Origin of the sequence: Methylorubrum extorquens (genome assembly GCF_024169925.1) — a bacterium.
GTDB classification, from domain to species: domain Bacteria; phylum Pseudomonadota; class Alphaproteobacteria; order Rhizobiales; family Beijerinckiaceae; genus Methylobacterium; species Methylobacterium extorquens_A.
Genome location: NZ_JALJXF010000001.1, coordinates 3,328,351 through 3,344,490 on the forward strand (window position 1 = coordinate 3,328,351; position 16,140 = coordinate 3,344,490).

Sequence of the window (16,140 nt, forward strand, 5' to 3'; positions counted from 1 at the left end):
AACAGGCACTCTCAGAGCTTGAGGAAACGTCCATGAGACTCGCCGCGAACGCCGTCCGGGGTCGAACGCCGTCGTTTGCCCGGCGCGCCTCATCGGCCCTGGCCGCCGCGGTGCTGGGCGTCACCGTCACGGTCACCGCCCTGCCGATCCCCGCCTTCGCCCGCGGCCCGGAATCGCTCGCCGACCTCGCCGACAAGGTGACCGATGCGGTGGTGAACATCTCGGCCTCGACGACGGTCGAAGCCAGCAACCGCGGCGGCCGGACCATGCCGCAACTTCCGCAGGGCACCCCGTTCGAGGATCTCTTCGAGGAGTTCTTCAAGCGGCGTGGCCAAGGGACGCCGAAGGGTGACGAGGACAGCCCGCGCGGACCGACGCGCAAGTCGAATTCGCTCGGCTCCGGCTTCATCATCGACGCCTCGGGCATCGTGGTGACGAACAACCACGTCATCGGCGACGCCAACGACATCCAGGTCATCCTGAGCGACGGCACCAAGCTGAAGGCGGAGATCATCGGCAAGGATCCGAAGATCGACCTCGCCCTTCTGCGGGTGAAGCCGACGGCCGAGCGCCCGCTCAGGGCCGTGCCCTTCGGCGATTCCGACAAGATGCGCCCAGGTGATTGGGTGATGGCGATCGGCAACCCGTTCGGCCTCGGCGGCTCGGTCTCCGCCGGCATCGTCTCGGCCCGGGGCCGCAACATCGAGTCCGGCCCCTACGACAACTACATCCAGACCGATGCGGCCATCAACAAGGGCAATTCCGGCGGCCCGCTGTTCAACATGGACGGCGAGGTGATCGGCATCAACACCGCGATCCTGTCACCTTCCGGCGGCTCGGTCGGCATCGGCTTCGCGGTTCCCTCGGGGACGGCAAGCCAGGTTGTCGATCAACTCCGGCAGTTCGGCGAGGTCCGTCGCGGCTGGCTCGGCGTGCGCATCCAGAACGTCGATGAGGCGACCGCCGAAGCGCTCGGCCTGAAGGGCGGCGCCAAGGGCGCGCTCGTGGCCGGTGTCGATGAGAAGGGCCCGGCCAAGACCGCGGGGCTCGAAGTCGGTGACGTCATCGTCAAGTTCAACGGCGTGCCGGTGAAGTCGTCGAGCGAGCTGCCGCGCATCGTCGCCGCGACCCCGGTCGGCAAGACCGTGGACATTCAGATCGTGCGCAAGGGCGAGGAGCAGACGAAGGCGGTTCTGCTCGGTCGCCTGGAGGACGGCGAGAAGACCCAGGTCGCCAACGTCAAGCAGCCGGAACCGGAATCGGTCAATCGCCAGATCCTCGGCCTCAACCTCTCCGGCCTCAACGACGAGGCGCGGCGCCGCTACGGCATCAAGGAGAGCGTCAAGAACGGCGTCGTGGTCACCAAGGTCGATCCCGACTCGACCGCCGCCGACAAGCGCATCCAGCCGGGCGAGGTCATCGTCGAGGTCGGCCAGGAGGCGGTTTCGAACCCTGCCGACGTGACGAAGCGCGTCGAGGCACTCAAGAAGGAGGGCCGCAAGTCTGTGCTGCTGCTGGTGGCCAGCATCAGCGGCGACGTGCGGTTCGTGGCGATCGGGTTGGAGTAAGCAGCGATCCGATCGACGGTGTTGCCCTCCCCTCTTCCCGCACCGGGTGGAAGGGAGGGGCACGCAGCCGAATTGCATCTCGGAGCGTTGCGACGTCGCCGAGGAAATTAAGCTACGAACTCAGCCGCCGAGAAACCTTGCAGGTAGAGCAGCGCGGTCAGATCGCCGTGCTCGATTCGCACCTGCGCGGCCTGCGCCACTTTCGGCTTGGCGCGGAAGGCAACACCGAGACCGGCCTCTTCGAGCATCGGCAGATCGTTCGCCCCGTCACCCACGGCGATCGTCTCCGCTGGGCTCAGGCCCAACCGCTCGCGCAGTTCGATGAGGCTTGCGCGCTTGGCTTCCGCGCCGACGATGGGCTCGACAACCTGTCCCGTCAGGTGCCCGTCCGCGACGTCGAGGCGGTTGGCGCGGGTTTCGTGGAAACCGAGACGGGCGCCGATGGGGCCGGTGAATAGGGTGAAGCCGCCTGAGACGAGGCAGGTGAAGGCGCCGTGCGCCCGCATCGTCGCAACGAGGGTGCCGCCGCCCGGCGTCAGGCGGATCGCATCGCGGATCAGACCGTCGATGGCGCCGACAGACAGGCCCTTCAGCAGGCCCACCCGCTCCCGCAGCGCCGGTTCGAAGGCGACCTCACCACGCATGGCCCGCTCGGTAATCGCCGCCACCTGCTCCTTGATGCCGACGACGTCGGCGAGTTCGTCGATGCATTCCTGCTCGATCATGGTGGAGTCCATGTCGGCGAGGAACAACCGCTTGCGGCGGTGCTGATCGTGGGGAACCACGGCAACGTCGATCGGCTCAGACGCAAATGCCGCGCGCAGGGCTTCCGTCAGAGCCGGCGCGTCGTCGGGTGCGCCCGGCAGCAGAAGCTCGGCCGCCACCTCGCCGTGGAGAATGCGCGGTTGATGCTCCGTCCGCGTCACGCGGCGCGCCTCGGCGAGCACTGCATCGGTGATGGCGGGCCGGTCGGGGTTTGCTATCAGCGTCGCGACGAGGGTCATGGAGATCGAGGCCGTGCAGGGTTCGGACGGGCAGGACGCGGGGCACCCGGCCGCCATCCTCATTGCAGGGCCCACCGCCTCGGGCAAGTCGGCGCTGGGCTTGCGGATCGCCCGCGCTTTCGGTGCCACGGTGATCAATACCGATTCGATGCAGGTCTATGCCGATCTGCGCGTGCTTTCGGCGCGGCCCTCCGCCGAGGAGGAAAGGCTGGCCCCCCATCGCCTCTACGGCGGTATCGACGGGGCCGTGAACTTCTCCGTCGGACACTTCCAGCGGCAGGCGGCGGCGCTCCTTTCGAAGATGGATGCAGGAACCCTGCCCGTCTTCGTTGGCGGCACCGGCCTCTACTTCCGTAGCCTCGACGAGGGCATTTCGGATCTGCCGGAAGTGCCTGACGCCATCCGTCAGCGGATTCGCACCGAGGCGGACGGACAGCCGACCGAGGCGCTTCATGCCGCGCTGGCACGGCGTGATCCCGAGAGCGCCCAGCGCCTGCGGCCGTCGGACCGGATGCGCGTGATGCGGGCTCTTGAAATCCACGCGGCGACCGGCCGCTCCATCGGCTCGTTTCAAGAATCGCGTGTGCCGGGTCCGCTTGCCGGAAAGCCGTTGCTGAAGCTCTTCCTCGCCACCGAGCGTGAGGCGCTGCGCCAGCGCATCGACGCGCGCTTCGTGGCGATGATGGAGCAAGGCGCGATGGACGAGGTCGCCGCGCTCCGCGAACGGCGCCTCGACCCGCTATTACCGGTGATGCGCGCCCACGGCGTGCCCGGCCTGATCGCCCACCTCGACGGGACGATCTCCCGCGAAGAAGCGATCCGGCGTGGTCAAGGCGACACCCGCCGCTACGCCAAGCGCCAGTTCACGTGGTTTCGCCACCAGATGGGCGAGGATTGGCATTGGACCACGCCGGAGGGGGCGTGGTCCCTGGTGCAAGCTCGGCTCAGCGCTCCAGCCGGGCGATGAGAGACGAGGTGTCCCAGCGCTTGCCGCCCATGGCCTCGATCTCGGCGTAGAACTGATCGACCAAAGCCGTCACCGGCAGCCGGGCTCCGTTGCGGCGGGACTCGGCGAGCAGGATGCCGAGATCCTTGCGCATCCACTCGACCGCGAAGCCGAAGTCGAACTTGTCCGCGTTCATCGTGCGCCCGCGATTCTCCATCTGCCAGGAGCCGGCCGCGCCCTTGGAGATCACGTCGAGTACCGCTTCCATATCGAGACCGGCGCGCTTGCCGAAGTGGATCGCCTCCGAGAGCCCCTGCACCAGCCCGGCGATCGCGATCTGGTTGACCATTTTGGTCAGCTGGCCCGAGCCGGACGGCCCTAGGAGGCGGCAGGACTTGGCATAAGCCATGATGACCGGTTCGGCCTCGGCGTAGGCCGCCTCCTCGCCACCGCACATCACGGTAAGCACCCCGTTCTCCGCGCCCGCCTGACCGCCGGAGACCGGGGCATCGATGAAGCGAAGCCCGGCCGCGTCCGCCGCTGCGGACAGTTCGCGGGCGACCTCGGCCGAGGCGGTGGTGTGATCGACGAAGATCGCACCCTTCGCCATGCCGGCGAAGGCGCCGTCCCCGCCAAGCACCACCGAGCGCAAATCGTCGTCGTTGCCGACGCAGGCGAAAACGATGGCGCATCCCGCCGCCGCCTCGCGGGGCGTTGCGGCGGCTTGGCCTCCGTTGGCCGCGACCCACGCCTCGGCCTTGGCGCCGGTGCGGTTGAACACAGTGACGTCGTGGCCCTTCTTTGCGAGGTGCCCCGCCATCGGCGAGCCCATCACACCGAGGCCCAGGAACGCGGCTTTGGCCATGGGATTGGTGTCTCCAGTATCCGATTGTCTCAAAGCGTGCTCTAGCCCCATGCGCGAGACATTCAAAATGCAAACCGGATCCGCGCCAGAGCACGTTCGACGAAGTGGACGCCTGCCCAGGGCATCCGGTTAAATCCGGCTCGAGCAAGGGCCGTTGCCGCTGCGGAGCCAGTCGGCTAGGGTCCCGCCCGCCGATGCAAGACCGCGCTCAGAACCCTTATTCCGGTCTTGCCGACCACGCCTTCTGGGATCGCTCCGTCGGCTCGCTGCCGCTATTCGCCCTGGACCCGATGGCCGGACCGCCGGTACCGGACGGCTTCCGCCTGACGCGTCAGACCCGGATTGCCACGGCGGGAAGCTGCTTTGCCCAGCACATCGCCGATAGACTCCAGGCGAGCGGCTACGATTACCTCGTCACGGAAGATGCACCCGACAGCGTCACACCGGACGAGGCGCGTGCGCGCGGCTACCGCCTGTTCTCGGCGCGCTACGGCAACGTCTACACCGCACGCCAACTCCTTCAGCTCATCGAACGGGCCTACGGTCGCTTCACCCCCGCCGATGTAGCCTGGAAAAGAGCCGATGGGCGCTTCGCCGACCCGTTCCGGCCGCGCATCGAGCCCGCCGGCTTTGCCAGCCCCGAAGCGATCGAGTCGGAGCGGCAAGAACACTTCGCCCGAGTGCGCCGGCTCTTCGAGAGCCTCGACGTCTTCGTCTTCACCCTCGGCCTCACCGAGGGCTGGCAGGCAACGGCCGACGGCGCGGCCTTCCCGCTCTGTCCGGGCGTGGCCGCCGGCACCTTCGATCCGGACGCCTACGCCTTCAGGAACCAGCCGGTCGAGGAGGTGATCGCGGACCTCTCGGCCTTCGCCGACGCCCTGAAAGCGGTTAATCCGCGGGCGCGCCTGATCCTGACAGTCTCGCCGGTGCCGCTTGTCGCGACCTATGAAGGGCGCCACGTGCTGCAATCGACCATATACAGCAAGGCGGTGCTCCGGGTTGCCGCCCAGCGTGTCGCCGACACCCGCGACGATACGCTGTACTTCCCCTCTTACGAGATCATCACATCGCCCGAGGGCGCCTTCCGCTATCTCGAGAGCGATCTCAGGTCCGTCAGCAAGGACGGTGTCGATCATGTCATGCGGGTCTTCTTCCGCCATCTCACCGAGGCCGGGGACCAGGACGCCCTCCCCGCCTCCAGCCGCAGCCTTCACGAGGCCCGCCGCGAGTTCGCCCGGCAGGCCGCCGTGGTCTGCGACGAGGAATTGCTGGCAGGCGGAGGCACGCGGCCGTGGCTAGGCGAATCGTCGTCGTCGGCAACAACTGCCAAGTCGCCGTCCTTGCGGGGTGCCTGGGGTTCCTTGCGCCGAATGCTGAGATCGCGTCGGTAGAGCCGGCGACGTTCTCGCAGTTCGACTCAAGTCCCGCGCGGCTGCTCGAAGCGGTTCGGGCTGCCGACCTGACCGTGTGCTTCCCGTTCGAGGCGGGCCCGTTCGGCGAGGTGACAGCCGCGCGGATCTTCGAGACCGCCCGGTTCGTCGTGCCCGTGCCGACGATCGTCTTCCCGGCCTTCCACCCGGACATCGTCTACATCGCCCACAAGGGCGGACTGTTCGGCTCGCCGATGGGCGACTACCACTCGGCGCTGATCGTCTACGGCTTCGCCCGCGGCTTCGCGGCCGATGAAATCGTCTCGCTGTTTCGGGCCGAGGTGTTTTCGCGCGTCGGCTATCTCGACGGCTGGTTTCCGAATCGCGATGCCTTGCTGGCGCTAAGCCATGCGCATGGCTGCGACCTCGACCGCCTGTTCGCTGGGTGGATGCGCCGCGGCTGCTTCATGCACACGATCAATCATCCGAAACTGTTCGTGCTCGCGGACCTCGCTCGCGACGCGCTTCGCCGTGCCGAAATCCCGGCGCGAACGGCGGCCTGCGAGGATTACTTGCCCGATCCGCTCAGCGGGAGCATCTGGCCGGTTTATCCGGACATCGCAGCGCGGCTCGGCGTCACCGGCAGCACGACCTTCAAGCCGCCGCTCGGCGGCCTGAACTTCCTCGTCGATGCCAGCCGCTGCATCGAGCTACGGGCGATGGTCGAGGGATCGCTGGCGATCTACGCGCACACGCCGAAGGTCGCCGCGCATTGCGATCGTGTCCAGGACTGGCTCGCGAGCCGGGAGATTCGCGACAATCTGGTTCCGATCGCGGGTTGAGGCCGATCAGCCCCCGGTGACGCTCATGTGCCGCGGCACGGCCGCCGGGCGAGCGCGCTCGATGACGAAGTCGTGGCCCTTCGGCTTGCGGGAGATCGCCTCGACCACGGCCTGCGTCACCAGCGCATCGTCGGGTGAAGCGCGCAGCGCCGCGCGCAGGTCGGCCGCGTCCTCCTGGCCCAGACACATGTAGAGCTTGCCGGTGCAGGTCAGGCGCACCCGGTTGCAGCTCTCGCAGAAATTGTGGGTCAGAGGCGTGATGAAGCCGAGCCGTCCGCCGGTCTCGTCGATCCGCACGTAGCGGGCCGGGCCGCCGGTCCGGTCGGGCAAAGGCGTCAGGGTGAAGCGTTGCTCAAGGCGTTCGCGGGCAACCGAGAGCGGCAGGAACTGGTCGGTGCGGTCGCCCTCGATCTCGCCGAGCGGCATCACCTCGATCAGCGTCATGTCCATGCCGAGCCCGTGGGCCCAGGCGATCATGTCGGCGATCTCGTCCTCGTTCACGCCTTTGAGCGCCACGGCGTTGATCTTGACCTTGATGCCCGCGGCACGCGCCGCCTCGATCCCCGCCAGCACCACCGACAGGTCGCCACGCCGGGTGATCGCCCGGAACTTGTCGGGGTCGAGCGTATCGAGCGAGACGTTGATCCGGCGCACGCCGAGATCGGCCAATTCGGGCGCGAAGCGGGCAAGCTGGGAGCCGTTGGTCGTCAGCGTCAGTTCGTCCAGGGTGCCGCTCTTCAGGTGCCGAGAAAGCCGGCGGAACAGATGCATGATGTCTCGGCGCACCAGCGGCTCGCCGCCGGTGATCCGCAGCTTGCGCACACCGCGATCGATGAACACGCCGCAGAGCCGATCGAGTTCTTCGAGCGTCAGCAGATCGCGCTTGGGCAGGAACTGCATGTCCTCCGACATGCAGTACGCACAACGGAAATCGCAGCGATCCGTTACCGAGATCCTGAGATAGGTGATCGCCCGCTGGAAAGGGTCGATGAGCGGCGCCGGCCGCACGGGCGCGAGGGTATCGTCGGCGGGGCCCCACATACGCGCCTCTGAACTCGACTCGGTGCCGGCATGGGTGGTTTTGTCGGCTGACAGATCCAACATCGCCATCCATATGAGGGCGGTGGCATCCTCCGGCAAGCGCGCGAGCGCAATGCCGGCATGAGAGCGTGGAATCGACCGTCATGAGTGAGCGCTGGCCCACCGAAATCCGCCTGTCCGGGGACAAGCGCATTCTGACTGTCGCGTTCGACGGCGGCGGCCGCTTCGAGCTGCCCGCCGAATACTTGCGCGTGTCGAGTCCCTCAGCGGAGGTTCAAGGCCATTCTCCGGCCGAGCGCAAGGTGCTGGGCGGCAAGCGCGATGTCGCAATCCTCTCGGTCGAGCCCATCGGCAACTACGCCGTGAAGCTGTTCTTCGACGATATGCACGATACCGGTATCTATGGGTGGGACTACCTGTTCGACCTCGGTCGCGAGTACCGGAACCGCTGGTCGACCTATCTGCGTGAGTTGGACGAGCGCGGCCTCACAAGGGACCGCGTGGCCAGCGCACCGGCGAAAGCGAGCCAAGCCGGCGGAGGCTGCGGAAGCGGCAGTTGCGGCTGCCACTAAGTCCGCGGCAAATCATCGGACATGATGCGGGCCACGCCTGAAGTGGCCCGCACAACACGTCAGCTCGGCTGTTCCTCGACCTGATCGAGATCCTCGTTGGGAATCGCGTCCGGTCGCGGCGGGGGATCTCCGGCAGGGGGCTGCGGAGCGGGGGGCGGATCGCCGATCGGCTTCGGCTCGGTCTCGGATTGCGGCCGATCATTCTGTGTGGTCACGCGTTTCTCCATGGATGCGGTGTCGGCCCTCTCCGCGTGGCGAGGGACGAGTCCGTCCGGCTGGGGGGCAAGAGAATCCATCCGGCCGCTCGACGAACGGCCGGGGCGAATGATGTTCGCTCAGGCGGCGCCCGACGTGCTCCATTCCTGCTTCACCTCGTCCGCACTCCGATTGAGGCGGACCTGATCGCCCTCGACGGCGATCACGAAATCGAGGGGGATGTAGTGATGGAGCCCGCCCGAATCGGCGTCGCTCTTGGTCAGCTTGATCTCGCCTTTCCCGACGTGATCCACCGTGCCGACATGTCCGCCATCAGAACCGACGACGGTGGCGTGCTCGCGTATCTGGCTGGCATCGACCATGGCTATCCTCCCTGTTGAGGGGGGCCAACCGGTGTTGCGGGGGGAGGTTCCGCGTCGGCGATCCACGCGGCTTCGGGGGCAGCCTGCGACGGTCCGGCATTGAACCATCCCCCGCCCCACCCGTTGGCGTGCGAACTTTCAACGGAGGCAGCGCGTGTCAGCCAACGATTTCCAACATCGCGTCGGTCAGGACGTCGACACCGTCGATCAGCTCAGCAGCGTCGTCATTCTTGGCCTCGCCGTGGCGGGCGGCATCGCCGCGGTCGTGCTCGATCTGCTGCTGATCGGCTGACCCGCAGCTCTCTCGGACCAAACCCAAACGAAAAGGGCCGGCATCGCTGCCGGCCCTTTCTCATTTCTATCTCGGGTGAACGATCAGCGCTGGACGACGACCCGGGCGCCGACCTTCACGCGGCTGTAGAGATCCGTCACATCCTCGTTGGTCATGCGGATGCAGCCGGACGACACTGCCGTGCCGATCGTCTCGGGCTCGTTGGAGCCATGGATGCGATAGATCGTGTTGCCGAGATACATGGCGCGCGCGCCGAGCGGATTCTCGATACCGCCCTTCATGTAGCGCGGCAGATCGGGACGGCGGCGCAGCATCTCCGACGGCGGGCGCCAATCGGGCCATTCGCGCTTCATCGTGACAGTCTGCGTGCCACCCCAGGTGAAGCCGGGACGGCCGACGCCGACACCGTAGCGCAGGGCTTCGCCGCCGGGCTGGATGAGATAGAGCCGGCGCTCGGCGGTCGAGACGACGATGGTGCCGGGGGCGTGGGGTCCGGAATAGGGAACCGTATCGCGCGGAATCGCCGTCATCTGCGGCACGGTCGAGGCCAGCGGGTCGGCGGCCGAGGCGGGCGCACCCGGGACATCCGCCGGCAGAGCCGCGTTGGCGGTCGGCAGCGTGTTCTGCGGGCGCACGCGCACCGTCAGAACCTCGGTCAGCGGCTGGCGCGTGAGCGGGTCAATCTCATAGGCTGCGGCGGGGCTTGCCAGCGCGAACGTCGCGCAGGCAAGCCCGCCCAGGGCAACGACGAAACGGCGCATCAGGGCCTCTCGGGGCAGGCGAAGAATCAGGGGACGCGGTGGAAGAACCGCCGCACGATGCCGTGCGGACCCTCGCCAAGGCGTAAACGCTCCCCGATTAAAGCCAAGCTTGATTTGCAGTGCGGTACTGCTTCGGCCATCCTCGTGACCGTGTGGCCACACTGTGGCAGCGCGGCCGTGCGAGCCAGGATTATCGTTGCCGGACGGAACCTTCCCGAGCATCGCCTTCGGCAGAATGCCTCACCGTTCGCCCCTATTCCGGAGCTGCGCTGGACGCGTGAGGATGGTCTCGGAGTCCCTGGGGGGTGCGCCGGGCGCTACGCCGCGTCGAGCCCCAGATCGATGATCGCCGAGCTGTGGGTGATCCAGCCGACCGAGATCAGATCGACACCCGACGCCGCCACCGCGCCGACCGTCTCCCGGTTGATCCGGCCTGAGGCCTCGGTCACCGCGCGTCCATCGACCATCGCCACGGCCTGCCGCAAGGTGTCGGGGTTCATGTTGTCGAGCAGCACCGCGTCGGCGCCGATTGAGAGCGCCTCTTCGAGCTGGGCCAAGGTGTCGACTTCGACTTCGATCTTGACGAGGTGACCGGTCCGCGCGCGAGCCCGCTCGATGGCGGGGATGATGCCGCCCGCGACTGCGACGTGATTGTCCTTGATCAGCACCGCGTCGTCGAGGCCGAAGCGGTGGTTCGAGCCACCACCGGCGCGCACCGCGTGTTTCTCCAGCGCCCGCAGGCCCGGCGTGGTCTTGCGGGTGCAGACGATCCGCGCCTTGCCATGCGGCCGCGCCGCCTCGACCAGTGAGGCCGTGGCCGTGGCGACGCCGCTGAGCCGGCAGAGCAGGTTGAGGGCGACGCGCTCGGCGGTCAGGACCGCGCGCGCCGGACCGGAGAGGCGGATCACCGTATCGCCCGGCGCGACGCGGGAGCCGTCGCCGCGCTCGACCGTCACCGACAGGCTCGGATCGATCAGCTCGAACGCGATGGCGGCGGCATCGGTCCCGGCGATCACCCCGTCCTGACGGGAGGCGATGACCGCCTCCATCCGCTCACCCGCAGGCACGATCGCATCCGTTGTGATGTCGCCGGCCCGACCGAGATCTTCGAGGAGGGCCGCCCGCACTACGGGCTCCACGAGAAGGCGCGGCAGCGGCAGCAGGACATCGTCAGGCATCGGTGAGTTCCTGAAGCGCGCACGGGGCGTTAGCGGCGGCGGGCGTGAACACGGAGTGCCGGGCCGGGAGCTGACCCGGATGATCGCTGCGCCAATGGGCGCCGCGGCTTTCGCACCGGTCGAGGGCGGAGCGAGCGATCATCAGGCCCGTGGCGGCCGCGTCGCTGCCGCGCTCGGACAGATCGGCCAGCCGAGCGATGGCCTGGGACAGGCCGGCCTCATCGCGCACCACGCCGACGCAAGCTTCCATGATGCCGCGAACCTCGGCGAGTGGCGCGTCATCCTGCGGCTGTATCTCGGGCAGCGGCGCCGGGCGATCCGTGCTCGCTAGGGCCGAGGCGGCATCGATCGACTCGGCGATGCGCGGCGCGAAGGCCAACGCTTCGAGAAGCGAGTTGCTGGCAAGCCGATTGGCGCCGTGCAGACCGGTCGAGGACACCTCGCCGCACGCCCACAGGCCCGGCACGGTGCTGCGGCCGGCGGCGTCCACGAGAATGCCGCCCATGTGGTAGTGCGCCGCCGGCCGGACCGGGATCGGTTGGACCGCCGGATCGATGCCGGCCTCGGCGCAGAGCGCGAAAACCGTCGGGAAGCGCTGCGGCATGCGGGCGCCGAGTGGGCCACGGGTGTCGAGATAGACCGTGCGGCCACGGCCGAGCGCCTGGAAGATGCCACGGGCCACGACGTCGCGGGGGGCAAGGTCCCCGCCTTCGATCCCCGCCATCACGGGCGCGCCGTCCTCGTCGATCAGCACCGCCCCCTCGCCGCGGAGCGCCTCGGTCGCGAGCGGCATCGGATCGCGGCCGGCGGCGATGGCAGTCGGGTGGAACTGCACGAATTCGAGGTCGCGCAGCGCGGAACCCGCCCGTGCAGCAACGAGAAGACCTCGCCCGAGGGCGCCCCGCGGGTTCGTGGTCGAGGCGTAGAGCGCGCCGGTACCTCCGGTCGCCAGCACCACCGCGCGGGCGGGCAGACGGAAGGCCGCGCCGTCGCGTTCACACACGACACCGCAGACACGGCCGTCGGCATCCTGCATCAGGCCGTGCAAGCCGGCCACGAGAACCTCGATCGAGGGTGTCACCTGGACGGCGCGGACCAGCGCATCCAGCACGGTACGGCCGGTGGAATCACCCCGCGCCCGCACGATCCGGCGCCGGCTATGGGCCGCCTCCAGCCCGAGCGCCAGGGCGCCGTCCGCCTCCCGGTCGAAACCGGTTCCGAGGGCGACGAGCCAATCGATCAGACCCGGACCGGCTTCGGCGACGCGCAAGGCGACTGCCGGGTCGGTCAGGCCGGCGCCCGCGACGAGCGTGTCGTCCGCGTGGAGCGAAGGCGCATCGTCCGTGCCCATCGCGGCGGCGATGCCGCCCTGGGCCCAACCCGTGGCGGTGCCGGCCCCGAGGGGCGCGGCGGTGATGAGGGTGACGGGGCGCGGCGCGAGCCGCAGAGCCGTGGCGAGTCCGGCTACCCCGGCGCCGACCACGACCACCCGGTCGGCAGGACTCCGGGCGAAGACGCTCATCAGGCGGCCTGCCGCGGTGAGACGGTCTGGGTCGGCTTCACCGCGAGCATCCGCTCGACGGCGAGGCGCGCCCGCTCGGCCAATCCTTCCTCGACCGTGATCTCGTGCGTCATCGTCTCCAATGCCTCACGGATGTTGCGCAAGGTGATCCGCTTCATGTGCGGACAGAGATTGCAGGGCTTGATGAACTCGATGTCGGGGTTGGCCACCGCGATGTTGTCGGCCATCGAGCATTCGGTCACAAGCACGACCTGGGACGGCCGTTTCTCGGTGACGTAGTTCATCATCATCGCCGTCGAGCCGGAGAAGTCCGAGGCTTCGACCACCTCCGGCGGGCATTCCGGATGGGCGATCACGGTGATGCCGGGATAGCTCTCGCGCACGTCGGCGATGTCGGCCGGGGTGAAGCGCTCGTGCACCTCGCAATGTCCGGCCCAGGTCAGCATCTCGACTTCGGGCACCTGCTTCTGGACGTTTTGGGCCAGGAACTCGTCCGGGATCATCAGAACCCGCTTCACGCCGAGCGCGCGCACCACGTCGGCGGCGTTGCCGGAGGTGCAGCACACATCCGACTCCGCCTTTACCGCGGCGGAGGTGTTGACGTAGGTCACGACCGGCACGCCGGGATACTTGGCGCGCAGGGCCCGCACGTCGGCCGCGGTGATCGAATCGGCGAGCGAGCAGCCGGCGGCCATATCGGGCATCAGCACGGTCTTGCCGGGGTTCAGGAGCTTGGCGGTCTCGGCCATGAAGTGGACACCGGCCAGCACGATCACGTCCGCATCCACCCGCGCCGCTTCACGGGCCAGAGCGAGGCTGTCACCGACGATATCCGCCACGGTGTGGAAGATCTCCGGCGCTTGGTAGTTGTGCGCCAGAACCACCGCGTTGCGCTCGCGTTTCAGGCGCAGGATGGCCTCGACATCGGGAGCCAGCGCCGGCCACTCGATCGCGGGCACGTGACGGCTAACGCGCGCGTAGAGATCGGGCAGCGGGAAGGCCCGTTCAGCCGGCTCGCGAGGGGCGGATCCTGCCTCGAACATCGCGGTCTCCTTTATGCTCAAACTGAGCATTGTGCCGTCTAAGTTAGGCGCCGCCTATGGCATTGTCCAGATATGCTGAGACTGAGCATAACGATTTTGCGATGCAAAATTTTGCTGCGGATGCACACAGCATGCTCACCGCGGAATGCAAAAAATATCATGCTCGCCGAGTCGTAAACGAGCGGGCGTCGTCATTTGATAGGTTTTAGCAACACCTTAGGTACCTTTCCGAGCCGATTTAAAGCCAATGTTAACTGGCGGGGAGTGATAAACACCCCCGCCGTCACAGAAAGTGCTCTGCCCAACTTGAATCAATCGGAAGATGCATGGCTGAAGCCGAGCGAAACCATCCTGGGCAGGTCTTTCCATAATAAGTGGCATAAGAATCGGGGGTCTCTGACACCATGCTGTCTCTCAAGCTCGGTCGTAGTACCGGACCGTCCGCACCTGTCTCGTCCGAACTCCCGGCAGCCGGTCCTTCCGACGACGCACGCCTGATCGCGGCGATCCAGCGCTTGGCAAACCGTGCCGGCCTCGACCAAACCGATATGCCCGGTAACGCCGTGGGTGCCGCCTTGAGCGACCTCGACCGGGCGCAGCGCAGCGATCTGCGTACCGAGCGGGCCAACGTCGCCGCCATTGCAAGAGAAGCCTCGGAAGGGGCGATCAACATCGGCTGGACGACCTACGACGTCGGCGAGGTTGCGCAATCGACGCAGACCATCGCGAGCGCGATCGAAGAAATGGGCGCGTCCATCGCCGAGGTGGCCGAGACCTCCGAGGCCGCCGGCTCCAGCGCCGCCGAGGCCCGCCAAGCGATGACGGCCTGCATGTCCGACGTCGGCGACGCCCGCTCGGCCATGGATGCGATCCGCGACCGCACCCAACAGATCGACGAGCGCCTGCAGCTTCTCCAGAACGCCATCGCCCAGATCGGCACGATGGCGGGCACCATCGCGACGATCTCGAGCCAGACCAACCTGCTCGCGCTGAACGCGACCATCGAGGCCGCCCGCGCGGGCGAGGCAGGCCGCGGCTTCTCGGTGGTGGCTGCCGAAGTGAAATCGCTCTCGGGCCAGACCGCGCGCTCGACCGAGCAGATCCGCACCTGGCTCAACACCCTTCAGGGCGAGATGAGCCAGATCGCCCGTGCCGTCGAGGAGAGCCGCGGCGCCGTCTCGACCGGCAGCGGCGTGGTCGACAGCCTCGGCAGCCGTGTCGAGAGCGCGGCCGAACGGATCGCCCGCACGAGCGAGATGAACGCGGCTCTTGCTGCGGCCATCACGCAGCAGAGCAGCGCGACTGCGGAGATTTCGAGCAGCGTGCAGAGCATCGCCGCCAAGGCGGCCAAGACCCGTACCGAGATCGAGGCCATCACCAAGCGCCTCGTGAAGGCCGAGACGCTGGCGCAGACGGCGCTGGCGGATTCGAGCGGGCTCGACCTCTACGAGTTGGTGCGTCTGCCGGCCGATCTCGGCCTATGGAAGCGGGGCCTCGCGACGATCCTGCTCGGCGCGGCACCCGCCGATCCGGCGGCAGCGATCCTGCGGGGCCGGGCCGCCCGGCAGGCGGTGGAAAGCCTGACCTCCGACCCGTCTCGCCGGAATGCGGCGGAGGCGTTCCTGACGGCCGAGGCAACCGCCCACGCCGAGGCCGAGCGGATGGTGAAAGCCCTCGCCCAGAGCAACTGGGATGTGGGCACGCCGGCCTATCAGGCCGCAAACGCGGCGATGAAGGAGATGATCACCGCCGCCGCCCGGATCATCGAAGCGGCCTAAGCACCGCGCAGCCCCGCCGCCGGGGCGCTTTCAGGCTGAAGCGGGCCGCCCCTGCCCTCCGCGGGCGCGGCCCCGGCCGCGATCAGGCCGCTTCCTCGTCGTCATCGAGCGTCGGATCGCCGGTCCAGGCCGTGGCGAAGGCGGCGAGGTGGCGCGCATCGGAGAAGGCCAGCACCGTGACCGTACGCTCGGTCGGCATGCCACCGGGATAGGGTGCGAGAAGCACCGTCTCCTGCGAAAGGCGCGCGTCGGGTGCGTTCGCATCGACCCACACCTTCGCCTCAGGCGTCAGCGTTGCCGGATCGGCCAGTGCCCGCGAATCCGCACGCAGCACGATGATCGTGGTGCCAAGCCCCGGATTGGAGGCCTGGATCTGCTTGATGATGTCGATCATCAGCCTCTCACTTCAGACGCCGCAAACTCGCTGAGCTGAACCGTCGGTTGCGTGTCGGTGAAGTTCGGGATGTCCCCGAAGATCTCCGGCCCATCCTCCGACGCGGCGGCCTTGAACGCGTCGGCGGACTCGAAGCGCAGCAGCGCCACAACCTGATAGGGCGCCGCACCGCCATCGGGCGTACCGGTGCCCGTCACGACTGAGTAGTCGTGCAGACCCTTCGCGGTCCAACGCTCGCTGACCAGCGGCATGTGCTTCTTGAGATAATAGTCCATGTCGAAGCGGGTGCCCGCCCCGCTCGGATACATCACGCTGACGAGGATCATGGCGTCTCCTTCCGCCGGCTTCTTGATCGAGCCGGCGGATCGGGAACATGTCGCGCCCGC

18 protein-coding genes are annotated in these 16,140 nt (G+C 67.8%); 7 read left to right on the forward strand and 11 right to left on the reverse strand.

What is annotated here, in order from left to right; genetic code table 11:
* Positions 1 to 32: 32 nt before the first annotated feature.
* The gene (locus J2W78_RS15715) at positions 33 to 1,568 is read left to right on the forward strand and encodes a DegQ family serine endoprotease (protein WP_253371984.1); all 1,536 of its coding nucleotides are present in this window, start codon (positions 33 to 35) and stop codon (positions 1,566 to 1,568) included.
* 107 nt (positions 1,569 to 1,675) lie between these two features.
* Here J2W78_RS15715 and serB read toward each other — a convergent pair whose 3' ends face one another.
* Complete coding sequence (gene serB / locus J2W78_RS15720) at positions 1,676 to 2,572, reverse strand: phosphoserine phosphatase SerB (RefSeq protein ID WP_253371986.1); 897 nt, start codon at positions 2,570 to 2,572, stop codon at positions 1,676 to 1,678.
* Between the two features lie 13 nt (positions 2,573 to 2,585).
* Here serB and miaA point away from each other — a divergent pair, with 13 nt between their 5' ends.
* The gene (gene miaA / locus J2W78_RS15725) at positions 2,586 to 3,539 is read left to right on the forward strand and encodes a tRNA (adenosine(37)-N6)-dimethylallyltransferase MiaA (protein WP_253374057.1); all 954 of its coding nucleotides are present in this window, start codon (positions 2,586 to 2,588) and stop codon (positions 3,537 to 3,539) included.
* On the opposite strand, the gene J2W78_RS15730 is transcribed toward miaA, so the two are convergent.
* Positions 3,517 to 4,383: an NAD(P)-dependent oxidoreductase gene (locus tag J2W78_RS15730; RefSeq protein ID WP_253371987.1), complete on the reverse strand. Its 867-nt coding sequence runs from the start codon at positions 4,381 to 4,383 to the stop codon at positions 3,517 to 3,519. The genes miaA and J2W78_RS15730 overlap by 23 nt on opposite strands.
* Before the next feature lie 194 nt (positions 4,384 to 4,577).
* On the opposite strand from J2W78_RS15730, the gene J2W78_RS15735 reads away from it, so the two are divergent.
* A complete protein-coding gene (locus J2W78_RS15735; RefSeq protein ID WP_253371989.1) occupies positions 4,578 to 5,774 on the forward strand; it encodes a GSCFA domain-containing protein in 1,197 nt (398 codons plus the stop codon).
* Entirely contained in the window at positions 5,675 to 6,595 is a 921-nt protein-coding gene (locus J2W78_RS15740; protein WP_253371991.1) for a WcbI family polysaccharide biosynthesis putative acetyltransferase, read from the forward strand. The genes J2W78_RS15735 and J2W78_RS15740 overlap by 100 nt, the downstream gene beginning before the upstream one ends.
* A 6-nt stretch (positions 6,596 to 6,601) precedes the next feature.
* Here the strand turns inward: J2W78_RS15740 and moaA are convergent, their stop codons facing one another.
* On the reverse strand, positions 6,602 to 7,636 hold the full coding sequence (moaA, locus tag J2W78_RS15745; protein ID WP_253374058.1) for a GTP 3',8-cyclase MoaA: 1,035 nt from the start codon (positions 7,634 to 7,636) through the stop codon (positions 6,602 to 6,604).
* Between the two features lie 143 nt (positions 7,637 to 7,779).
* Here moaA and J2W78_RS15750 point away from each other — a divergent pair, with 143 nt between their 5' ends.
* Positions 7,780 to 8,208, forward strand: a complete 429-nt coding sequence (locus tag J2W78_RS15750; RefSeq protein WP_301288860.1) for a DUF971 domain-containing protein — start codon at positions 7,780 to 7,782, stop codon at positions 8,206 to 8,208.
* Between the two features lie 59 nt (positions 8,209 to 8,267).
* Here the strand turns inward: J2W78_RS15750 and J2W78_RS15755 are convergent, their stop codons facing one another.
* Together J2W78_RS15755 and J2W78_RS15760 are read right to left on the reverse strand one after the other, a co-directional pair.
* A complete protein-coding gene (locus J2W78_RS15755) occupies positions 8,268 to 8,423 on the reverse strand; it encodes a hypothetical protein (protein WP_253371995.1) in 156 nt (51 codons plus the stop codon).
* A gap of 120 nt (positions 8,424 to 8,543) precedes the next feature.
* Entirely contained in the window at positions 8,544 to 8,786 is a 243-nt protein-coding gene (locus J2W78_RS15760; protein WP_253371997.1) for a DUF2171 domain-containing protein, read from the reverse strand.
* Between the two features lie 154 nt (positions 8,787 to 8,940).
* On the opposite strand from J2W78_RS15760, the gene J2W78_RS15765 reads away from it, so the two are divergent.
* Positions 8,941 to 9,078, forward strand: coding sequence for a hypothetical protein (locus tag J2W78_RS15765; protein ID WP_253371999.1), 138 nt, complete (start codon positions 8,941 to 8,943; stop codon positions 9,076 to 9,078).
* Positions 9,079 to 9,161: 83 nt separating this feature from the next.
* Here the strand turns inward: J2W78_RS15765 and J2W78_RS15770 are convergent, their stop codons facing one another.
* From J2W78_RS15770 to nadA, 4 genes are all read right to left on the reverse strand, one after another.
* Positions 9,162 to 9,839 (reverse strand): L,D-transpeptidase, encoded by a 678-nt coding sequence (locus J2W78_RS15770; RefSeq protein ID WP_253372000.1) that lies wholly within the window; start codon positions 9,837 to 9,839, stop codon positions 9,162 to 9,164.
* 317 nt (positions 9,840 to 10,156) lie between these two features.
* Positions 10,157 to 11,017 (reverse strand): carboxylating nicotinate-nucleotide diphosphorylase, encoded by an 861-nt coding sequence (gene nadC / locus J2W78_RS15775; protein ID WP_253372002.1) that lies wholly within the window; start codon positions 11,015 to 11,017, stop codon positions 10,157 to 10,159.
* Positions 11,010 to 12,539, reverse strand: a complete 1,530-nt coding sequence (locus J2W78_RS15780) for an L-aspartate oxidase (RefSeq protein WP_253372004.1) — start codon at positions 12,537 to 12,539, stop codon at positions 11,010 to 11,012. Before J2W78_RS15780 ends, nadC begins: the two co-directional genes overlap by 8 nt.
* Positions 12,539 to 13,582 carry a quinolinate synthase NadA gene (nadA, locus tag J2W78_RS15785; RefSeq protein ID WP_253372006.1) on the reverse strand — a complete coding sequence of 348 codons (1,044 nt, stop codon included), beginning with the start codon at positions 13,580 to 13,582 and terminating at the stop codon, positions 12,539 to 12,541. The genes J2W78_RS15780 and nadA overlap by 1 nt, the downstream gene beginning before the upstream one ends.
* A gap of 404 nt (positions 13,583 to 13,986) precedes the next feature.
* On the opposite strand from nadA, the gene J2W78_RS15790 reads away from it, so the two are divergent.
* Complete coding sequence (locus J2W78_RS15790; RefSeq protein ID WP_367399392.1) at positions 13,987 to 15,360, forward strand: methyl-accepting chemotaxis protein; 1,374 nt, start codon at positions 13,987 to 13,989, stop codon at positions 15,358 to 15,360.
* Positions 15,361 to 15,442: 82 nt separating this feature from the next.
* Here the strand turns inward: J2W78_RS15790 and J2W78_RS15795 are convergent, their stop codons facing one another.
* Entirely contained in the window at positions 15,443 to 15,754 is a 312-nt protein-coding gene (locus J2W78_RS15795) for a hypothetical protein (protein ID WP_253372010.1), read from the reverse strand.
* Entirely contained in the window at positions 15,754 to 16,080 is a 327-nt protein-coding gene (locus J2W78_RS15800) for an EthD family reductase (protein WP_253372012.1), read from the reverse strand. The genes J2W78_RS15795 and J2W78_RS15800 overlap by 1 nt, the downstream gene beginning before the upstream one ends.
* Positions 16,081 to 16,140 lie beyond the last annotated feature (60 nt).